The organism is Sulfurisphaera sp., assembly GCF_059755235.1.
Window position 1 is genome coordinate 38,525 of sequence record NZ_DBPRYF010000020.1, and the last position, 21,140, is coordinate 59,664.

20 protein-coding genes are annotated in these 21,140 nt (G+C 33.9%); 9 read left to right on the top strand and 11 right to left on the bottom strand.

Annotated elements, in window-relative coordinates:
- Positions 1–59 precede the first annotated feature (59 nt).
- Positions 60–1,823, top strand: a complete 1,764-nt coding sequence (locus AC3OCB_RS02375) for a hypothetical protein (protein WP_498340594.1) — start codon at positions 60–62, stop codon at positions 1,821–1,823.
- Here AC3OCB_RS02375 and AC3OCB_RS02380 read toward each other — a convergent pair.
- Both AC3OCB_RS02380 and AC3OCB_RS02385 read right to left on the bottom strand, forming a co-directional pair.
- The gene (locus AC3OCB_RS02380) at positions 1,809–2,543 is read right to left on the bottom strand and encodes a zinc ribbon domain-containing protein (RefSeq protein WP_498340595.1); all 735 of its coding nucleotides are present in this window, start codon (positions 2,541–2,543) and stop codon (positions 1,809–1,811) included. The two genes, AC3OCB_RS02375 and AC3OCB_RS02380, sit on opposite strands and share 15 nt — an antisense overlap.
- Entirely contained in the window at positions 2,543–2,938 is a 396-nt protein-coding gene (locus AC3OCB_RS02385) for a hypothetical protein (protein ID WP_498340596.1), read from the bottom strand. The genes AC3OCB_RS02380 and AC3OCB_RS02385 overlap by 1 nt, the downstream gene beginning before the upstream one ends.
- A 37-nt stretch (positions 2,939–2,975) precedes the next feature.
- Here AC3OCB_RS02385 and AC3OCB_RS02390 point away from each other — a divergent pair, with 37 nt between their 5' ends.
- Positions 2,976–3,302 (top strand): hypothetical protein, encoded by a 327-nt coding sequence (locus AC3OCB_RS02390; protein ID WP_498340597.1) that lies wholly within the window; start codon positions 2,976–2,978, stop codon positions 3,300–3,302.
- A 97-nt stretch (positions 3,303–3,399) separates the two neighbouring features.
- Here the strand turns inward: AC3OCB_RS02390 and AC3OCB_RS02395 are convergent, their stop codons facing one another.
- Positions 3,400–3,627 (bottom strand): zinc ribbon domain-containing protein, encoded by a 228-nt coding sequence (locus AC3OCB_RS02395; RefSeq protein WP_498340598.1) that lies wholly within the window; start codon positions 3,625–3,627, stop codon positions 3,400–3,402.
- Between the two features lie 1,201 nt (positions 3,628–4,828).
- On the opposite strand from AC3OCB_RS02395, the gene AC3OCB_RS02400 reads away from it, so the two are divergent.
- Together AC3OCB_RS02400 and AC3OCB_RS02405 are read left to right on the top strand one after the other, a co-directional pair.
- Positions 4,829–5,050, top strand: coding sequence for a hypothetical protein (locus AC3OCB_RS02400; RefSeq protein WP_498340599.1), 222 nt, complete (start codon positions 4,829–4,831; stop codon positions 5,048–5,050).
- A gap of 665 nt (positions 5,051–5,715) precedes the next feature.
- Entirely contained in the window at positions 5,716–6,333 is a 618-nt protein-coding gene (locus tag AC3OCB_RS02405) for a PaREP1 family protein (RefSeq protein WP_498340600.1), read from the top strand.
- A 204-nt stretch (positions 6,334–6,537) separates the two neighbouring features.
- Here the strand turns inward: AC3OCB_RS02405 and AC3OCB_RS02410 are convergent, their stop codons facing one another.
- Both AC3OCB_RS02410 and AC3OCB_RS02415 read right to left on the bottom strand, forming a co-directional pair.
- Positions 6,538–6,807, bottom strand: a complete 270-nt coding sequence (locus AC3OCB_RS02410) for a transposase (protein ID WP_498340621.1) — start codon at positions 6,805–6,807, stop codon at positions 6,538–6,540.
- 349 nt (positions 6,808–7,156) lie between these two features.
- Positions 7,157–8,563, bottom strand: coding sequence for an MFS transporter (locus tag AC3OCB_RS02415; protein ID WP_498340602.1), 1,407 nt, complete (start codon positions 8,561–8,563; stop codon positions 7,157–7,159).
- 111 nt (positions 8,564–8,674) lie between these two features.
- Between AC3OCB_RS02415 and AC3OCB_RS02420 the strand changes: the two genes are divergently transcribed.
- The gene (locus AC3OCB_RS02420) at positions 8,675–8,962 is read left to right on the top strand and encodes a hypothetical protein (protein ID WP_498340603.1); all 288 of its coding nucleotides are present in this window, start codon (positions 8,675–8,677) and stop codon (positions 8,960–8,962) included.
- Here AC3OCB_RS02420 and AC3OCB_RS02425 read toward each other — a convergent pair.
- Both AC3OCB_RS02425 and AC3OCB_RS02430 read right to left on the bottom strand, forming a co-directional pair.
- The gene (locus tag AC3OCB_RS02425; RefSeq protein WP_498340604.1) at positions 8,940–10,379 is read right to left on the bottom strand and encodes a hypothetical protein; all 1,440 of its coding nucleotides are present in this window, start codon (positions 10,377–10,379) and stop codon (positions 8,940–8,942) included. The genes AC3OCB_RS02420 and AC3OCB_RS02425 overlap by 23 nt on opposite strands.
- A gap of 34 nt (positions 10,380–10,413) precedes the next feature.
- Positions 10,414–11,925, bottom strand: a complete 1,512-nt coding sequence (locus AC3OCB_RS02430) for a 4-hydroxyphenylacetate 3-hydroxylase N-terminal domain-containing protein (RefSeq protein WP_498340605.1) — start codon at positions 11,923–11,925, stop codon at positions 10,414–10,416.
- Between the two features lie 115 nt (positions 11,926–12,040).
- Between AC3OCB_RS02430 and AC3OCB_RS02435 the strand changes: the two genes are divergently transcribed.
- From AC3OCB_RS02435 to AC3OCB_RS02445, 3 genes are read left to right on the top strand one after another with little or no spacing between them, the layout of a single operon-like run.
- Positions 12,041–12,925: a DUF973 family protein gene (locus tag AC3OCB_RS02435; RefSeq protein ID WP_498340606.1), complete on the top strand. Its 885-nt coding sequence runs from the start codon at positions 12,041–12,043 to the stop codon at positions 12,923–12,925.
- Positions 12,926–12,959: 34 nt separating this feature from the next.
- The gene (locus tag AC3OCB_RS02440) at positions 12,960–13,589 is read left to right on the top strand and encodes a DUF973 family protein (RefSeq protein ID WP_498340607.1); all 630 of its coding nucleotides are present in this window, start codon (positions 12,960–12,962) and stop codon (positions 13,587–13,589) included.
- 28 nt (positions 13,590–13,617) lie between these two features.
- Positions 13,618–14,088 (top strand): DUF973 family protein, encoded by a 471-nt coding sequence (locus tag AC3OCB_RS02445; RefSeq protein ID WP_498340608.1) that lies wholly within the window; start codon positions 13,618–13,620, stop codon positions 14,086–14,088.
- 137 nt (positions 14,089–14,225) lie between these two features.
- Here the strand turns inward: AC3OCB_RS02445 and AC3OCB_RS02450 are convergent, their stop codons facing one another.
- The 3 genes from AC3OCB_RS02450 to AC3OCB_RS02460 are packed head-to-tail and all read right to left on the bottom strand — an operon-like array spanning position 14,226 to position 19,060.
- On the bottom strand, positions 14,226–17,036 hold the full coding sequence (locus AC3OCB_RS02450; RefSeq protein WP_498340609.1) for a hypothetical protein: 2,811 nt from the start codon (positions 17,034–17,036) through the stop codon (positions 14,226–14,228).
- Positions 17,037–17,066: 30 nt separating this feature from the next.
- Positions 17,067–18,203: an LUD domain-containing protein gene (locus tag AC3OCB_RS02455; protein ID WP_498340610.1), complete on the bottom strand. Its 1,137-nt coding sequence runs from the start codon at positions 18,201–18,203 to the stop codon at positions 17,067–17,069.
- Entirely contained in the window at positions 18,200–19,060 is an 861-nt protein-coding gene (locus AC3OCB_RS02460; protein WP_498340611.1) for a heterodisulfide reductase-related iron-sulfur binding cluster, read from the bottom strand. The genes AC3OCB_RS02455 and AC3OCB_RS02460 overlap by 4 nt, the downstream gene beginning before the upstream one ends.
- 183 nt (positions 19,061–19,243) lie before the next feature.
- On the opposite strand from AC3OCB_RS02460, the gene hsp14 reads away from it, so the two are divergent.
- The gene (gene hsp14 / locus AC3OCB_RS02465) at positions 19,244–19,624 is read left to right on the top strand and encodes an archaeal heat shock protein Hsp14 (protein ID WP_498340612.1); all 381 of its coding nucleotides are present in this window, start codon (positions 19,244–19,246) and stop codon (positions 19,622–19,624) included.
- Between the two features lie 28 nt (positions 19,625–19,652).
- Here hsp14 and AC3OCB_RS02470 read toward each other — a convergent pair whose 3' ends face one another.
- The gene (locus AC3OCB_RS02470; protein WP_498340613.1) at positions 19,653–21,119 is read right to left on the bottom strand and encodes an ABC1 kinase family protein; all 1,467 of its coding nucleotides are present in this window, start codon (positions 21,117–21,119) and stop codon (positions 19,653–19,655) included.
- Between the last annotated feature and the right edge of the window lie 21 nt (positions 21,120–21,140).

Genomic DNA, 21,140 nt, shown 5'->3' on the forward strand with positions numbered 1-21,140 from the left:
AGAACAATCTCGTTTGTTTCGGATTAAGTTTTTATAAATGAAACGACATCTTTCCTTTGATGAAAAAGGGAATAATCTTACTAATAACATTATTAATACCAATTTTTTCAATAATTCCTTTTGCAAATAATAATACGCCTACAACTATAAATATATACTATTCGAGGTACGATAGTGTGTATTCAACTTCTGCATTCCCTTCATTTGGGATGCTATCTTCTAATGCTACTATATATTCTGTCACTTCCACCATATATAATAATACAGTTAGTGGAAATAACCAAGCCTTACATGCTACTTATAACAGAACCATTTACTTATTTACTTTTGGTAACATTAAAACATACTCTGGCGAAATAAAAGTTACAGCTCATACAAACAATACAATAACAGTCTATTCAACAATTCCAAACCTCATTAGAGTCGTTGTTGAAAGTGCAAATGAAAATGAATTAGTATGGGCTGGCTACAGCTCCTCTAACACAACAACTATAAACGCTTTAGCTTACATCAACGGCACTGGAAAAGTGATACTTGAATTTGCTAATGGCAGTAGCATATCAAACGTCACATTAAATGTAAAAGTGAACTCAACTGCGACTGTTCAAGAGAGTTTAAATCTTGAGGAAATAACTAATGTTAAAATACAGGCAACACAAGAAGGACAAATTAGCATTCAAAACCAAATACCGAGAAGATATGCTCCCTTCATGTTTAATGTAAATTATAATGGAACCTCTTGGACAAATTCAAGTGGCTACAATGTTACCATGGCTTACTTCAATGGTACATTTACTCCAGCACTTGTATGGAAAGGACTAGGAGTTATAGGCGTTCAAGGACCTTTTGGTGGCGGTGGAATGAACATAAGTGCAGAGACAATTGAGTTTTATGGTGTAAATGGTACAGTATTAGGATACGTCCATATCGTTAGTGTAGAAAGAAGTATGTCAAACAGCTTTATGGGTAGCTCACAGCACAAAGCAGATATGCAGTTCTCTGAGGTAAAGATTGTTACAGTTAAAGGTGTTAAGCCTATACACCCACAGTTTGTGGGAAAAGCGTATGTAAATGGACAAGAGGTTATAGTAGCAGGAAATAGCACTGGGAATGTTACATCCACTGCTTATGTTAACTTCACTCACGTAGTTGATGTGCATCATAGAACTGGTGTCCTAGTTCAAATTTCGATTAACTCAACTTCAAAGTTCATAGCCGTAGCAAGTGATAATGAAACAGTAAATGTTACTACAGTAAAACCGGAAAATGTTAGTAATGCTACAGTACAAATTCAAGGAAAGGCTTACGTTTCACAGAAAGTAGTTGTTAATGTTAATGCTTCACAATATATACTATTCAACGTTAGTGTCCTTGTCAATAACAGTGCAGTAACGGTATATAAGGTAGTTGATGGTCAGTTGGTTCAATTGAATTCCTCAAATTACTTCATTGTTAATGGCAAGGTAGTGGTGTTTGATGATCCATCAACTGTATACTATATTGTATATCCAAATGAAACTGTACAAACTACTACTACAACACAAACAAGTACTACTACATCGTCTTCTTCACAAACAGCAACCTCTACTACCACTTCTTCACAAATTACATCGTCCACAACATCGACATCACAATCCGCAGTCTCACAATCTTCTTCGACAACGAGTTCACCTCAAACCTCATCTATTAATGCAACAGTAACGCCACTATTATCTTCTGAAACTTCGTCTACCTCTTCATCAAGTAACACATTATATATAGGAATAGCCATAGCAGTTATCATTATTGTTGTAGGTCTAGTAGTCGCTTTAAGAAGAAAGTAACACATCATTTTTTCTTTTCTTTCTATCCTCATTTATTCTCATTATGCTTTCCATTATTAAAACAAGATAGCCTACTGAGATCATTTCATATGCGACGGAAAATAGTATACCACCAATATAGCCGATTATAAAGATAATATAAGCGACCCTAAATATTTCATCCTTTTCTATTAGGAAAAATATCCTCATTAAATCACTTATAAAAATACCAGACGCTGAAAATATTAGAAAACCGATAGAGGGATTTATAGTCACTAGAAATAATCCTATAGGTGATAAATTGACTAAATGATAGTACCATTTTATTTTTACCTTATCTATACCTAGAGAGAGAAACATAGTAGCTAAAGCGTTCAAAACCGCCATATAGATTGGGAAAAATGAAAAGAAGTTGAAGCTTATTATGTAAATTATTGAAGATGTTAGAAGATACTCAAAAACTATCGTATCTATTTTAGTTTCCTTCCTTTCTTGCTTTACCGTTTCCTTCCTTTCCTCTAAGGTGACATTGGTCTCCCTTATTTGAAATAAGGGATAATGGCATTTTTCACAGAAAAATGCATTAGGAGGATTTTGATATCCACATCTAGGACAAATTTTTACTGAAGCATTACTATTCACGTTACTCTGATTAGATAGCATAAACAAAGGATAATGGCATTTAAGACAAAACTGAGCATCATCCGGGTTCTCGTAACCACATCTAGGGCAAATTTTCATTAACCATTTAATAGGAATATATCCTTAAATCTTTTCACACACAAAAGTAATTCTTTCTTTATTTCTTCTGGTATATCTAAATCTTTATCAAAAGTTATCATTCCGTCTTCGGAGATAAAAGCTATGACATATTCGCCTTGATAGCTAAACTTCACATAAAACATATCGGACATAATTATGGAAGAGACAAAAGAACATGAAGAAAGTAGCTGTTTAACCTCATCAACAATTCTAATAACGAAGTCTTCTTTTTTCATATTTCTCTCTATAAAATCAACGCCATCATACTCACCAATCTTTATATCATTACCCTTAACAAGTATCGCGTTAATTCCTTTCTTGTTTAATTCTATTAAGATTGTTCCATCATCATTTTTAATTACTGACTTTGTCATTGAAAAATATTTTAACCAAGAAAAAATAAATTAAATTATGTCTTTTCAGAGAGTTGAGGTAAGAAAGGACGGGATAGGTTTCTGCTATCAAGGAAGTTGGATAGTAATGAATGTGAAACAAGACGAAATAAGAATTGCAGAAGAGATAAGCTATGAAGTAGCAATTGGAAGCCAATTAGGTAAAATACAGCTAGTAATAAAGGGAGGAAAAGTATATGTAGAAACCCCGATAGGGCAACATGAATTAGCTAAACCAGAGGAAATTATAAATCAGAAAAGAAAAATAAACGAAGAAGTAATTAAAGCTAAAAACATGGAACTATATGAAAAAATAAATAGAGTCTTGTCAGGTCAACATCCTTGAAAGTATAGCAACATATGGGATTATAAATATGTTGAGTATTGGTCTGACTTCTCCTCGCTCTCACGAGCGGGAGTTCCCACAATCTGAGTGGTTTCTTCTACCCTTCACTCCGTGAGCAGTCTAGAGGTGCAGAGTACCCCCTCCCATACAAATTGAGGACTGCAATATAATCACGGTTTTCCTCAAAGCTACAATTTGGACAACAGAAAGTTTTATAATCACTCTCTTTCATTAATGTTCCACACTTAGGACAACTGATTGAAGAGTATCCTGGATTAACCTTAATTACCTTCAAACTATATTGTTTAGCCTGCCATTCTACCACTTTTGTATTCTGCTATATTGCATCAGATACAACTTCAACCTATAGTTTTTTCTTAGCTAATTAACGTTATAAATCATACTATTCAATTCTTCTAGCACTAAAACATTTGCTATAAGTAACATAGCTAATAAAATCTTGTTTTTATAAATTATCATCTAGGAATTATAGAAGGAGCAAAGGTTTTTAAATCTGAGACAACAAAATAGTAGCTGGGGCGGGGGACATGTTGAATGGTTGTCAAGCTGAAGGTGATGCGAGTCCGCTCTTCTGAATCCCCCGCTCCATCAATTTATTCTTTGTCAATTTGCTCTAATAAGCGTTTCTATTTATTGTTAGAAGATCTAATAAGCTCTGTAGAAATCTTCAGTATAACATTAATTTATGGAAGTTTTGTCGGATTTATGACTTACTATAATATGACAGAATCCCCCAAGTCGTTATGAAATCAAAGTAATATAGACTAATCGAGCAAATATTTCATTAAGGATTTCTACAGAGCTGATCTAATGATCACATTAGGATTACCCTGAAGCATTTATGGCTTTGACGGAAATGGAAGGGCTATCAATTTACAAAATAAATGTGATTGACAGAAATCACCCTTTGTAAAGATCCAAACAACTAAGAGTACTTTCGACTTTGTTATATACAGCTATCGTAAGATTTTACAGCTGAGGGATTTTAAACCAGGAGTATACGGTTATAAGTTTGTGAATCGGTGGATGGGTGGTAAAGAGTCGAAAACAGAACTAAGACACATAGAGATATAAGTTTCAGAAGATGAATACAGAATTCTTTTAAAAAGAAAGTAAAGAGAAGCCGAAAGAACTTCGTGCTAGCCTTGGCAACAGCAGAGGATTTAAAAGAGAAAAGCTGTTCAAAAATAGAGAAAAATATGTGAAAAGCTTCAAGATGAGAAAGAAGGATGGAAACAAAACCAAACACAAAATAATAAGATTTTGTACTAACAAGGACATAATAAGAGTGTATAGAAATAAAGAAATAAAAGACTATCAATCCCAGGACTTGTATATTGAATTAAACATAAAGGAAGATTTAAATTCGAAGAGGATATCTATTGATTTCCGCAAATCACATCTTACATCAATCAGATATTCTGCTAAAAAGAAAGAAATTAATAGTGAAATATGGATACTTTTTATACTTAATGAAGAGATTTGTAAAGGGCTTGCTGAATTAAATGGTATACCTAGTAATAATAAAGACATATCAAAAAATAGCAAATTTAGTCAATGCTGTATTTAGCATTAACAACATTAAGATGATACAAATGCATGAGCTAGCTTTCCATGCTAAGAGTTTACTCAGTGAATTCTATGACAAATTAGATGTAAAAGTTGAAGATCTACCAAGATTTAACGAAAAGGAAGAAGATGAAGAGTTTGTAGACATGAGAATTTAAGCCAACAATAGAGGAAATGGAAACACCTACTCCTAAAAAGAAAGATATAATTCCAGTAACTATTGCACCTATGATTGCTACTATAAGAACAATTATTATTAAACGCGAGTTAATCATAAGCCCATTAAGGGCTTGAATAAATCTCATTTTTATCTAGCTAATATATAAGAGGATGGCTTTGAAATTTTATTTATCTGACTGAAAGAGTTTGAGTTCTAAGTAGCTCTGCAGTAAACCTAAAAATAATAAATAAATATAGAAAAATTTAGACTTATTATCCACCTTATGTTGGATACTACTATCTTTAACACAATCTCCTCATTAAAATTGTACCGGAATCTTTATCGTTCCCTATTACGTTCTTCTTTGTTCTCTTTCAGAAAGTATGGTATTTTCCTCTTATCTTTGTTTTAAAACATCTTTGTGCCTACTTATTCATCTGACAAACATTTATGAGGAAAAATTAATTTCTCAGCTTTCTATGTTATATGGGATTAACATGGAAGTCTTATTCAGTATTACTACTTTCATTATAGGTTAGCTTTCAATTTCACAGTAGATTATATAGGATAACTCTTTTTATTTAAGATACATTACACCTTCAATTCTAGTAGACTATAAAGTTTAAATAACACTTTAGCTAAAAGTATAACAGTAGCAAAAAAATGGAACAAGTAAATCACCAAAGAAAATTAGAGGCCGAGGATCATTTGTCTGAGCTAAAAAGAGAATGGCCAGAAATTTTCAGAATTTATGAGAAGTTGAATAGAGGCGAAACTCTTAATACTCTTGATATGGAATGGATTGATGAGCTTTCTAAAGAAATTGGCTGGAGCCCTGATGCAGTCATGGATGAAATCAAAAACTTTGATAAGGAGCCATCAAGCCGTGTTGAAAAATATCGGAAAATCTTTGAAGAATATTATAAGGAAGCGAAACAACTTAAGGAGAAAAAAGACTATAAACAAGCAGGAGAGAAACTCTGGGGTGCTATTACAGCTTTAATTAAGCTATACGTTGCTAAAAAAGAGATTCCTATAGAAGTTTGGGATCATGCAAAGTTGTTTAAGTTTATTAGTAATAATGTAAGTGACGAACCAATTATACTCCCAGATGGATCAAAAACCTCTCTTAGAAAAGCCTTTTACAATTTACTTTCCAACGGAAATATGCTACATAAAAACTTTTATGAGAACGATCTAGATGAGAAATCTTTTAATGAATATTTTGGAACCGCTACAGAGTTAATAGATGCGATTAAGAAAATCGTTGTTGAAAAATAATCTTTGTAAATGACCTGTAAAAACTTAAAATGATGAAAATAAAATTAGAATTATTCATGATTATTATTATCCTTATGTTTTATGCTATTATCTCTAATGCAATTTGCTTTTCAACTAATTCTGGAATCCCCGACCTAACAATGGCAAATTCTTCTTTTTATTACTGAATGTGTTGTTTTAACTATTGACCCTCTTTTGTTCTCTTCAGTAATGTCTTTTTATCCTCTTTCTGTTTACCCTTATATATATTGTGACATCCTTTTTGCTAGCAGATATTATTGCAAAGAGGTCATATCTTTTGGCAATAACGTGATTTTCCTCTGAGTCATACCCCTTGTCACTAACTATAATTTTGAATTTACCAACTATTTCCCTATCCATGTTTTCCAACGTCTTCTTTAACTCCTTTGAATCGTGAACTTTGCCGAAATGAACACTGAATGCAACGATTATCTGTGATTTCTCATCAACAATTGTAGTTGTTTATACGTATTTCTTTCTTACCCTCTTCCCGAATCATTAAGCTCTTTTACCGTAATGAGTGATAATTGAATGGAAAAACCAGTGTCAATTATGGTTATAAACAAGGAGCTGATATCTACTTATACTTTTTTAAGAACTTGGAGGAATAAGGAAGAATAATCCTTTTTGATATAATTCCTGCTTGTTTGACCAACTTGTACCCTTCTAATTCAATAACGTATTTAGAGAATTTTGCCATAATTTGGCAAGTCTTAAATTCAGCAAAGTTTCTTTAAATAAATGCATGACTAAGGATTTTCCATAGAGCTGTTCTAAGTTTAACGAGTAAAAATGTTTTCTCTTACTCTTTAACTCTACTCTTCATTCCGCTCATAAATGAGAATATCGCTGCTACTACTATAATTGCTGCCGAAATGAGAAAAGCAAAATGTAAACCGTTTACGAAAACGGCTCCAGTTTTTGGGTCTAAAGCATTTGTACCTAAAAGAATCTCAAATGCAACATACCTTGGTATACTTAAAGTTGCTACTGAAATACTTAATACATAACTTAACACAGTTCCTATGCTTCCTAATGTCCTTGATATTCCAGATACTGCACCATAATATTGTTTAGGAGCGAGAAACATTATTGCAGCAGCATTAGAAGGCCAAAACATCGATGAACCTATCCCAGTAATTGCTGAAATCCAGAGAATATCATATAACGGAGTAGAAGGCGTAAGTAGGGCATAATATAACATAAGAGACGCAAAGATGAAAAGCAGACCAATACCCGCAATTACTCCGGGAGAACCTCTGTCTGCTCTTCTCCCCATGAGTGGTGCTAGTACACTAGCTATTATATAACTTGGAGTTAACAACAAAGATGAGTCTAAAGGAGACAGACCTCTAACTCCTTGTAAGTACATAATCAAAAGGAATGATATTGCCAATGCCCCAACACCTTGCAGAAAACTTGAAATTAAAGAAAATGATAGAAGTCTTATCTTAAATATTGATAGATTAATTATTGGCATTTTAACTTTCATTTCATTAACGATAAAAGCTGGTAAGAACAACAAACCTATTATAAGTTCAGCCAAATATTCCATAGTTATTCCATCAGCAGCCATAAACATTACAGAAATTGAAATTAAAGTTAAGGAAATGCCTAAAAGAACAGCACCAGATACATCTAAAGATGCCTTAACTTTATTCATATCTTTTAACTGTTTTAGCCCAAGTATAACAGCGACTATGCCGATAGGTACATTGATGTAAAAGATAAACCTCCAGCCGAAGAAAGTTGTTAAAATACCTCCTAACACTATGCCTAAGAGTGCTCCTATATTCCATCCTAAAGCCGTTATCCCGTAAGCTTTTCCTCTTTCGTTTGGCGGAAAAACGTCAGCAATAATTGCGTTGCTGTTTGCTGTTAGCATTGCACCTCCAATAGCTTGAAGTATTCTAAAACTAATTAATTCATACACGTTAGTCGAAGCTCCTGCTAAAGCTGAGGCTAGAGTAAAAATAATAAAGCCCGAATTGTAAATCCTGCTTCTCCCCACTATATCACCAATTCTACCAGTCTGCGTTGTTAAAACTGCTAAGACAAGGAGATACGATAAAAGTACCCATATCGAATCTAATAGATTAGTGTGCAAATCCAAAGTAATTGTTGGTAATGCTAAGAGGACTATTGTAGTGTCGACTGCTGCCATTAGAGTACCTAAGGACAAGACTAAGAGTATTAATTTAGTATTCATTGCGGATAAGAGTTTAGTTCGGCTGCTAAAAAATTTATTATTAAACACTTTTAGAATTGATAATGATAAATTGGATAGAAACAACGTAGAGTCAAAAAAGATTTTAATTAAGTGCCTTATCTGGGAATAATAATTGGCATACCGTTATCGTTTCTCTCTTTTGTTCATCTATTGGGTCTGACGTTAGTTCTAATTGGCGCGTTGTTTGTAGATATTGGAATACTTACCGCCTTAGTTTTAGGAAATTATCAGCTATCCAAATTGTTTAATGATTCGAGGTATAACATATTAGCAGTACTTTTCCTTATAGGATTAATACTTAGCTTTGCTTTGCTGAAGGGTATTGGAGATGTTATTTACTTGATATCCTTGTTCTTTATTCTGGTGGAATCTCTTTAAAAATCTCTGATATGTTTATACCTTCCTTCATTCTATACTTTTTAGAGAAAAGATAAATTACTGTAGCAACAATTGGTGGTATCATAATAGTTGTTACATCAAAAAACTGGTTACCTGCAAAAATTAAGTTACCAAATTGAGGATTTATAAAACCATAGAACAAAGTAAAAACAGCAGTAAATAACATTGTAATCGTGGAAATAAATCCTAAGACCTTATGTTTTTTAATCATTGCAATGCTTACAAGGAGATAACTCCATAATATAAACCAAATACCGTCAATCGCAAAGCTTATGGAAAGACCTTGGTAGACCTCAATCAATGCAAAGAAAATGGAAAGAGAAAAGGAAAAAAGAAGGGCTTTTATGGGAGTACCCTTCCACACATCAGCAAAAAACGATGGTAAAATTCTATCAAATGAAAGTGAAAAAAGAAGACGGGAAGACATCACAAAATTCTGCATAGCATATAGTAAGTACCAGCTCAATGACGTTGCAAATATAAGATAGACCACGTAAGAATTAGGGAAGGCTACTGCTGCAAACGAGATTAAACTGTTTGGTATTATTGGGTAATTCCAGCCTGATTGCTCTATGCTTATATAACTTAATTTACCAACAGTAAACTCAATTGTTAAGACAATAATTAAGCTAAGAAGGAGGTTTAATGTCCAGCCACCAAAATATCCATAAAGCATCGACTTTTTAGGTTTCTTTACTTCGCCGGCGAAATAAGCTGGTGAGTTTACAAATGCAAAGTAACTTAAGATCATTATTTGCGATAAGGCTAAAGTTTGTAAAGTATCTATGTGAGGTAATGGATCTACCGTGTGTCTAAAGTGAAATAAAGAAAAGACGATAAGAAAAGTACTTATAATTTCAGCAATCGTCAGATATCTTATAGCCTTAAAGTAAACTTTGACTGAAAGCGAGAGAAGCAAAGTTATAAACGAGAAAAGTAGAGAGAGAAGAAATAAATCTAAAGGAGAGTTAAGTATCTGTGTTGCAATATTTATTAGATTTTGATTCCCTGCTACATATCCTATACTCTGCAATCCAGGTACTATAACATAGATTATTTCTAACATGCTTAGAACCGGGAAACCCATTGAAAAGCTTACAAAAAGTGATATCGCCATTAATACTCCACTAAAACCGTTTAAATTTCTGGAGACAAAGACGTAATCAGCGGAGGCTCTCTTATATTCCACAGAGAGAATGTAATATATTATAACCAAAGGTAATGTGAAGAGAGCACCTAACAAGACCGATAATAGCCAACTAGCATTAGGGATTGTTGAGGCTATAAAAAGAGGATAATCTAATCCTGCTATAGCACCCATAAAAGATAAGTTTAATAAAGTTGTATCTAAAGGACCGAGTTCCTTTAATAGACCGCTAGTTTTTCTGATAAACACAAAGGAAAGAGAATTAAAAAGATTATAAAAAGCTTTAGCTTCCTTTAGCCAATTTTTGTGTTTCACTCTCTCTCCACGGTTCTGCTTGCGGTTTAAACTTCAAATCAGTTTTCTTTCCTACCAATCTTTTTGCAATCTCTTCAGTATAGTTCAAGTCATAGAGCCTTGAAATTACTATACGTTGCGTAGCAGGACTCCCTGCTCCGTGTACAGACTCTATCTGGAACGCAACACCCAGGCTTACGTTTTCAACTAATCTTACCATTCTTAATCTATCTTCTGCCGTATAATCTTCTACTCCTTGCAAATATTTTGCAATATATTCCTTAAGTTTTGGATTCTTCAAGTCCCACTCGCTTGGTGCAGTACCAATTATCCCACCTGCTATATCAATTGCTAATTGTGAAATCTGTGATGGGAACCTTGCTACTAAGTGCTTAGTTACATTAGCATGCATAGGATTTACCCACCAGCAATTTTCACACACTTGTATTCCGTTTAAACTTGCTGCTATTCCAGCTGAATACATTGTTTCTGTAAGGAATATCATCTCAGTAAGTTTGTCTTGAATATGGGGTGCCTTCTCAACGCCAATTTGCTTAGCTAAGTTTTGTGATGCTCCTATAATAACATCTCCTAATCCTGCTTTACAACCTCCATACCCTTGTCTATGGAAAGCTGAAAATACTTCGACCAATGAAGCGGCATATTGATATTCACCCATTAAGAACACTCTTTCCATTGGTACAAATACGTGGTCAAATATAATTAAACCTTCATGATTATAGAAATAAGGCAGAGCGTCTATGTCACCACCTTCTAATCTTCTAGAATCATTTAATTGTCTGCCTACCACTATTTTAACTCCTTCGCTATCGGTAGGAAGTGAAAAAGCTACTGCATAATCCTTATCTTCCGGTCCCATAGCTCTTGTTGGTAGTACTATCATTTCCTCTGTTGCAGCAACTCCAGTAATGTTGGCTTTAGCACCTGAAACATAAATACCATCTTTTATAACTTCTTCAATCCTCACATAAGCGTTTTTGTTGGGTTGCTGATGTGGTCTTAACGACCTAACACCCCTAGCATCTGTCATGGCCCCTGCTAGTGCCAGATCATTTTTCTGTGCATACTTTAGATACTCGACAAACCTATCCCTGTATTCTGTCTTACCTTTTTGTGCCATTATATTTGTTATAATCCATAATGTGTTTAATGAATCCCAGCCTACACATCTTTGGAAACATGCACCAGTTTTGTGACTTAATTTTCTAAGTAATTTTACTTTTGCAGCTAAATCTTCTGGCGACCTATGTATATGAGTAAATCTATTTACTTCATCATTTATGAAGGGGCTCCAAGCCCTAGCTAAATCTTTAGTGTCTTCCTCCCAAGCAGCGTCATAGGTAGCTTTAAATGCCATAACAGAAGGTTTCAAAAATGGGTGTGTTGTTACGTCTTTTACTTCTTTCCCCATTACATAAATTTCAACTTTACTTCTGTTTCTTATTGAATCTAGGTACTGCTCCCCAGTTCTAATTGTCATATGGTTAAATAGTGTTTAAAGTTTTTAAACTTTAGTATATGTTTCAGTTTGTCATTAATTTCAAGGTAATCACTAGAAGATAAACCTTTTATATTAGGTTACTAATTAAGAGCATATGAGTACTAATCCAGATATTTATTCATTCAACGCCCTAAAACAAGCATCGCTATGGTTTATTATAGCAGCATTATTAGGTTTTGTAGGAATTGTGTCTGAGCTAGCCGCGGTAATAGCAATAGTTTCATTTATATTAATCTTATTTTTGGCTTTGCCTCAATTAAGAAGTGCATTTCAAGGCTTCTTGCAAACTGGTAAAAATGTAGGTAATGGTATAACTGGAGCAAATATCTTACCGTGGGCATATCTATTAGTATTTATTGGTGGAATAATCGCTATCGCAGGATTTTTTGTACGAAATTTTGTTTTAGCGGAACTTGGAGGTATTGTACTACTATTAGCAGGGTTATTAGAGCTTGTTGCAGGAATCCTAATAGGTTTAGCAGTATATAATTTGGGCAGATTTTACAGCTCAGATATGATGTGGATAAGCGGAATCCTTATCATGATCCCTGGTATAAACTTCATAGGCTGGATTTTGCTTTATATTAGTATTGATGACGTAGTTAACAAGATTAGAGGAGGGTTTATGCCTATGCAACCAGCGTATCCGCAACCTTATCAGTACTCTCCGCAACCAACTCCACAACAGTTTGTGACTGTATATCAAACTGGAAGTGGTCAATTGACAGAAGACGGTAGAGCAGTATTTAGCTTATACTCAACTGGACAAATACAAATATTGAGTGCTAGTATTGACAATACAACTATCGCCGTCGCTCCAGATAAAATTATGCCTCAAACCTTGATTCAGGGTAACAATAACGTCACAATACAATTTCCACCACTGACCAATTTAGGTTTTATAAAGCAAAATATATATACTATAACCTTAACCTTATCGAATGGGCAATCTATAAAGGTATATGTAACCTTCACGTGAAAAGTTTTTTATCTTTTCTTACTAGAGCATTACTATGTCTATTGAAAATAGGGTACTTAGGGATTTTGAAGTTAGTTTATTAGCTATAATTCTGTCTTTAATTCTCGGCATACTGGTCTATTTTGTGTCACTATTAACGAAAGCTTATCCTCCTTCTGATATAGAGATTGTCATAAATAACCTTGTTACAATTCCTCTTTATGAATTTTCCCCGTTGACATTAAGTTTTATATTTATAAGTATTTTAGATCTTTCAGCATTTTATAGATTAAGAGATGGATTTAGGATGTTAAACCTAGAATCTCATTATGGTACAGCAGGCTTATCGCTATTAATAATCTCTTCGGTATTCTTACTTTTTGGAAATGTCGGGTTACTTTTGTCAGGGTTTTTATCTTCCATAACTAATATAGTAGTTTTGGCATGGGTAGCATTCATGAGTGTTTCTATAGTCTTTGGAATAGCTGGTACCTTGCTGTTAGGACTAGAATTTCGAAACTTGGGAAACCTATACCAAAATAACCAAATAAAAAATGGAGCCATACTCATAATATCAGTTATACTTTCCTATATTGGTTATATACTAGCATACATTGGTATAAGAAAAACGAATAAATTGAAAAATCCTAAACAAGAAGAATTACCTTCCACCACAAGTAATTAATAATCCTTTACAACAAAATTCACAAGTTATGAGCAGTAAACAACCTATTGAAACTAATAAAACTCTAAATCCTGATCCATCACTTGAAGTACCTAAAAATAACCAAATATATAATCCACAACAAACTAACGAACAGAAACCAAGTATATATACTCCGCTACCTAAACCATATATTCAGCCAAGTTATCAACCCGTTCACTCAGTTAAGGTTTTAGGTAACGGAATTTTAAAGGGTGATGGGACAGTATATCTAAACATAACAACTAATCTACCTTGTACAATAGTATCTGCTAAAATTGATAGCCTTCCCTATCCCCCAGTAAGCATACAACTCCAGAATTTACAAGCTAATGCAAATCAACAAGTTATTATTAAGTTCGATAAAATAGCCTTACTAGGACTTCTTAAGGGAAAGGAATACGATTTTTATCTAACCGTAAAGGTAGAAAATAATTCTGCTCCAGACCAAATAATAAAAATAAGATACGAACCCAGTTGAATCACTTTCTTTTCCATGTTTATATATCCCATGTGAGATTAACCATTAATTGTGTTTTTTCTTATTTTAGTTTCTTGCGCATTTAACCGATAAATAAGAGAAGAAAAATAAAATCTATTTAATCGAGTCTTCTACAACTATCTCTTTTTTACTATAAATATTGCTAATACTATAGCTATTACTATTATGATAATAACACCAATTTCTCTATATAAAATAGCAGATTTAGGCGACGAAGAAATAACTGAGGAAGTAGAAGTTTCACTAAATGTTGAGCTTAATGTTGAGATAGCCACTTTATTTACAGAAACAGTAATAGTTAGGTTTTTATCGACTGTGATAGTCCCTTTACTTTGAGAAGAGTTATATCCTTTAGGTAACTCTATCTCATATGTGTAATTACCATAAGGTAATTTGATAGTAGCTGTAGAAGAGTTAAAAGTTTGGGTATGATTACCAATCAAGATTTCCCATATAACTCCATTCGGTAAGCCTATCAGTTCTATTTTGACTGAATATAAAATTGGAGAGAAATTAATATACACTATCTTACTGGAGTTTACTATTAAGATTTCATGGGATATATTAGAATTATAACCAGAAACATTAGATATTGAGAGTGTATAAACACCTTGTGTGAGATTTAGCGTCAGAATATTAGTATTAGTTAAATAAGTCGAGCCATTAACTACAACTCCCCACTTAGTACCGTTGGGCAAACCATGTTCTTCAAAAGTCACAATATGTGTAATCGGAGTAAATTTGATATATATTGTGGAGGTATTTGGAATAACCAATATGCCTTCAGAGATATTTGAGTAATAACCAGAAATATTCAGCACTGAAAATTTGTATGTTCCATAAGGTAAAGTTATTGTTAAGCTACTATTTGTTGAGTAATAAGTTGATCCATTAACAATGATTCCCCATCTAGTGACTTTAGGTAATCCCACTTCATGAAAGATTATTGAATGCATAATGGGAGTGAAGTTAACGGGCACTATCAAGTTCTTGGTGACATTAAAAACCCTTGACGTTATATTAGAGTTGTAACCGGTAACACTCAAGATAGAAAAGTTGTATACCCCTTGAACTAAATTTAGTGTTAAGCTTGACGAATTTGAATAATATACGCTACCATTAACTACAACTCCCCACTTAGTACCGTTGGGCAAACCATGTTCTTCAAAAGTCACAGTAAACTCTTGTTGAAGATTAAATATTGAAGAGAAAGGAGAAATTGCATATATATGTCCATTTAACTCAGCTAAGCCAATGATAGTTTTATTCAGTTTAATTGAATTACTCAAGGTGGAGCCATTAAATATGTAGATTTGATTTCCATAGGGAATATAAACTAAGTCGTTGTAGACCATGCCGTTTATGATTGGAAGTAGATACATGTTCGGTAAATAGTTAGAATACGTCTCATTTACTAGCTGAAAATCTTTGAAAATTGTCACAGTTCCGTTTCCTATCACGTAAAGAAAGTCATTATAACTAAACACAGCCAACGGTGAGAATGTCAAGTTATACTCGTACACAGAGCCGTTATATATGGAGAGTTGTTTAGAAATTGTATCAGAAATAACAATACTATTACCATACACTGCAATCGAAGAAGGACCTTTACCATTAACTGATATATTATTTATTATATATCCATTAGGAGAAATTATATAAAGTCTGTTCGTGCTAAAGCTGGTAACGTAAACTAAGCCATTATAGTAAATTACGTGGCTAGGATCTGGTATTTTTATATAACTAATCACAGATAAATTCGATGAAATTATAGCAATTCTGTTATTTGTAGGACAAGTTACAAAGATCTCATTATTTCCAGAGGCGATTGCATAGGGATTAATCAAAGTCAATGATCTGATTATTTCTCCATTAGAGTTTAGTTCTACTATTTTGTTGTTGTAATACTCTGTAACGTAGAGGTTCCCAGAAGACGATATAATTCCAGTGTAGTAATTGTCCAAAGTCAAGCTGTAAACAGTTTGCATAGTGTTGGGGTTTAAAGCTATTATTTTATCTTCGCCATAAAGCGCTACGTAAAGAAGACCATTATAATATAAAATACCAGCTGGCTGAGAACCTATTGTGTAATTTCCCACCACATTACCGTTGCTAAGCACAAGAATGCTATTTGAACCAAACTCGGTTACATAAACCTCATTATTTTCTGGGTCATAAGTTAAAAAATAAGGATCATTACCAGTTTGTATCACCTTTTGTGTATTAGAAGTTAGATTATAAACATCGATCAAGTTGTAGTTAAAGGAAGCTATATAAAGAAGGTCTCCTGCAACTACACCCATAGAGGGAGGGAAATTTGCCGATAGAACCTTATTTATTGATGTTCCTTTCATTACTGTTATGTTATTGCTGTAATAGCTTAGTATGAACACATTGCCATTATTAGGATCATAAATTGCATCCGTTGGAGCATAAAAACCGTAAACTGTAGTCTTTTCTCCAGTAGCTAAATTTATTACAACCACATAACCAAGGTAACTATCTGTAACGTATAGCAAATTATTCTGAGGATCATAAGCCATACTGTATCCATAAAACATCCTTGGCAATGAAGGAGCAGAAGAAATTGGCTCAAAATTTCCTCCTAAAGTTATAGTTTGTGTAATAACTCCGTTGCTTATAACTTCTAGTGTATCATTAACATAGTTTGTTACAAAAACCGTGTTGCCTACAGCTAAAGGAATGACAGCACCATAATCCTCAGTAAAATTAAGCAGTGTAAGGTTTAATGATAACGTTAATACTCCATTTAAGGTCGTTACATACAAGTAGTTGCCACTCGCAGAAATTCCAAGTGGTTGTACTGCAAAAACACTTGGACTTGAGACTTGATTAATTACAAAGGTGGATTGAGATAAAAATGATAAAAGTACTAGAGCTAGTAAAAGCAAGACTCCAATTTTCATTATATTTGAGATAAAAAGGAGCAATAAAAGCTAAGCTGATTTATTCCCTAAATACTTTATATATTCTAACACCTTAGGTATATTTATCTTCATTGGGCATACTTCTTTGCAGTTTCCAGAATGAGTACAATACATCGCGGGTTTTGAGTCCTTGTTAATAATATAAGACCACATAGCACCCATTGGGCCGGAATAAGGAGGATCACCCCAAGAACCGTCTAAAACCCTATAGACTGGACAGTGAAGATGACATCTTCCACATCTTATACAAAGTAAAGCTTCTTTGAGAGATTCGTCTTTACTAGCATTAATCCTCCCGTTATCTACAAGGATTAAGTGAAACTCCTTAGGACCATGTGCAGGGGAGACTCTTTTCATTTCTATATCCCCAGTGGAACTAGGGCCAGATGTTACATTAACATAAGTTGGCGGATAAAGACCAGCATAAGCTGCTTGAACTAAAGCCTCATTCATGGCATCTTGCAAGGTAGGAACAATTTTCTCAACTCCAGCAATTGCAATATGAGTAGGGGGAACAACAGTGCTCATCCTTATGTTTCCCTCATTTTCTACAAGAACTATAGAACCTACATCAGCTGCAACAGCATTAGCCCCAGTAATACCTACATCAGCTGAAAGAAACTTCGTCCTTAGAAATTCTCTGACTTTTTGTACTAACTCCTCGTGAGTAGAATTCTCTGAAACATCAAACCCTAACTTCTCTTTCAACAGTTTAGCTACTCTCTCTTTCGTAAGGTGAATTGCAGGGGCTATTATGTGAGATGGAGGCTCATCTGAAAGCTGAATTAAAAATTCGCCAAGGTCAGTTTCCCACACCTCATTCCCTAAACTTGCCAAGTACTTCCTAATTCCTAGTTCATAAGCGACCATTGACTTACCCATCACAACGGTCTTTCCTTTTCCTACTATCTTTCCAACAATTTCCCTAGCTTCATTTGCGTCTTTAACAAAATATGCATTTCCGCCAGTTCTCTTCACTGATTCTAACGTCTGTTCTACATACTCCTCTAAGTTAGATAAGACTTTCATCTTAGCTTCTCTGAGGCTTTTGGCTAAATCAAGTATGTAAGGATGTTCTTTCAAAATTTTATAAACTCTAGGGACGTTGTTGTTTATTGTCCTTTGAATTGCTATATCCCAACTCATTCAATCACCTCTGCTAAATCTTTTACATTTTCTACGTGTTTTGAAAGATTCGCATAACACATTGGGCAAACAACTACGACATTCTTACTTAAACGTGTGAGTTGCTCTGCCCTAGCTTTAGCAATCTTATCACTTAGCTCTGGATTTACCGGTTTTATTGGTGAACCACAACAGTATGAAGTATCTTTCCCAGTCACAAGCTCATCTTCAACTGTTTTTATACCGCTCTTATTTATTATGTTTCTATAAGTGTCTCTTAAATTAAGGAAGCGGGAATAGAGACAAGAATCATGAATTACAAAAGTATCATTTGTCAAGCCTTTAGCATCTTTGATCAGCTCAAGGTAATTCACAACCTCTATATCAAAGTTTATGAATTCAGAGTACCTCGTTAGAGCGTTATGAGTATGAGGATCTACTGTAATTATTTTCTTTACCCCCCTATTTTTGAAAAATTCATAAACATGTTTAGCATGGATCTTAAACTCATCTAGATATCCAAGTTCTAGTAAAATAGCGCCACTATAAGGTTCATCTTCATAAAGATATCCAAACTCTATGCCATTCTTTTTCAATAAATTAGCTATCTTATTTAAAACTAAATAGGCTCTATCTAGTTCTTCCTTTTTTGGTTTTACAAATTTACCTAGAAAGGAGAGTGAAGAAAGTTTTTCGGCATAAGGAATGAATTTTGAGTAAACATCACTTAACGATGCAGTTTGATGCATACAAGAGGTATAAATTATTGTAGAGCCGTTCTTTGGAATATCCTTAGCCCAACCAGAACAGATCTTCTTATCTAAAGGGTAAGGAAAATCGTACTTTTGGAGGTTTTCGTAGATGAGTTTGCCTAACATAATTTAATTATCACTTTTAGGTAAATATACTTACAACATCATAGTACACCGTTACTTTTAGTACAAAAATATATTAACGTGGATAAGATATATCTACTTATGAAGCTAGGAAAAATTGTTAAATGGTATTTGATATGGAGACTATTTTTATTCTTTATGAAAAAGAGGAAGAGGTGGTAATAAATGTCTTTCACGTACTACCTAAATAAGGAGATACAAAAAAGAGCTGAAGAACTTGGTAGAGGATTTTACGAGTTGCTTTACCCACCAGTAGACATGTATGAGGAAGGAGGATATCTAGTAGTTATAGCTGATATGGCAGGTTTCCAGAAAGAGAAGATTAGAGCTAGAATTAGCGGACAAAACGAACTAATCATAGAAGCTGATAGGGAAATCTCAGAACCTTCAGTCAAATATCTGGCTCAGAGACCTAAATCAGTTAGGAAAGTTATCAAACTTCCTTACAGTGTAGCAAAAGACGCTGAAGTTACGGGAAAGTATGAAAACGGTGTGCTTACAATTAAGATACCAATAGCTGGGACTTCGACAGTAAAGATCGAATAAAGTCCTTTTTCCTCTTTTTTCTTTCTTTTTATACTCTACTTATTGTTAAAGCAAACATTCCTATAAGGATTGAAACTATCGCGTCATGAGATAACAAGTAGTAAATTATTGCAAATATAACGAGTAGTGAAGCAACAACTGTCATTCTATTACTTTTCTTTTGAACCACTATGGGTTTCTCAAGAAGAGAAAGTCTAAATTTTTTCACCGCTGACTGAATTGTATTCCTTATGTCATCAAACATTGCACTCCATTGCAATCCTTCTTCTTCGATTAATTGTTGAAGATTAACAAAGAAATTAAAATTAGGGTCTATTTGGTTACAAGTCCCTCCTAAAACTGACGTCATCCTTATATATATTGCTAATTTTTCTGGTATTTTTAACGGAAAACGGTAAAAAACTTCATTAGCCGCATTTAAGAATGTCTCTACTTCTAGTGTCTCTGCTGATACTCCCTCAAAAGTTTTAAGAAAAAGCTCTATTCCTTTTGCTAATAGTTCTCTATCAGCCTCTGGCTGAATTGCTCCTAACTCCTCTAAGACCTTGACTAGACCTACCGCATCAAATCTTATCAAAGCAGCATATGCCCTTAGAAGTCTATTTCTTGTCTCTTTATCCATCCTCCCTATCATCCCAAAATCGTAGAGTATCAAGTTCCCCCTTTCGTCAACCGCTAAGTTACCTGGATGAGGATCTGCGTGAAAATAATCCTTGGTCAAGAGGAGTAGCATAAAAACCTTGAAAATCTTATAAGCTAAATAATTAGGAGGAACAATTTTCTTTGCTTCTTCTGAAGTTACCTTATAACCTTTTAAATATTCCATTATTAGAACTCTTTTAGTAGAGTAGTAGGCTTCTGGTAGCCTCACATCCGGGAACTCCTCCAGCTCTTCTTTCAATTTTTTCATGTAAAATGTCTCCTTTGTGAAATCCATTTCTTCAAATATTCTCTTGCTAAAATCGTTTACAATAGCTGCTAAGCTTTCATAAAAGGACTCGTCAAACAAATACTTTGTCAGAGGAAGTAATGTCTTAATGACTTTTACATCTCTCTCAGCAATTTCTTTTATATTAGGTCTATTTACCTTAAACACTACTGTTCTTCCAGTTTTCTTCTCTTTCGCCAAATACACTTGTCCTATGCTTGCTGACGAAATAGCCTTAGGATTTATCTCGTATTCCTCATATTTTTCTTGGAGATCTTCTTTAATTATTTTTTCAACTTCTTCCCAAGGTGCAGGAGGTACCTCATCTTGAAGTTTTGATAACTCTTTTAAGTATGGTTCTGGTAGGACATCTGAGTGCACAGATAAAATTTGTCCTAGTTTTATGAATGCAGGGCCTAAAGAAAGGAAAGCATCTAATAACTTCTTGGCCTCTTTCTCCATTTCTTTTTCATCTACGGGCTTACCTTCAAATTCCCTCTGCCTAAATTCCCTAAGTTTAAGGACTCTAGGGCCAAGCCTAAATATAACTTGAATCTCTCTAAGCATAAGAATAGTTTGACAAAAAAA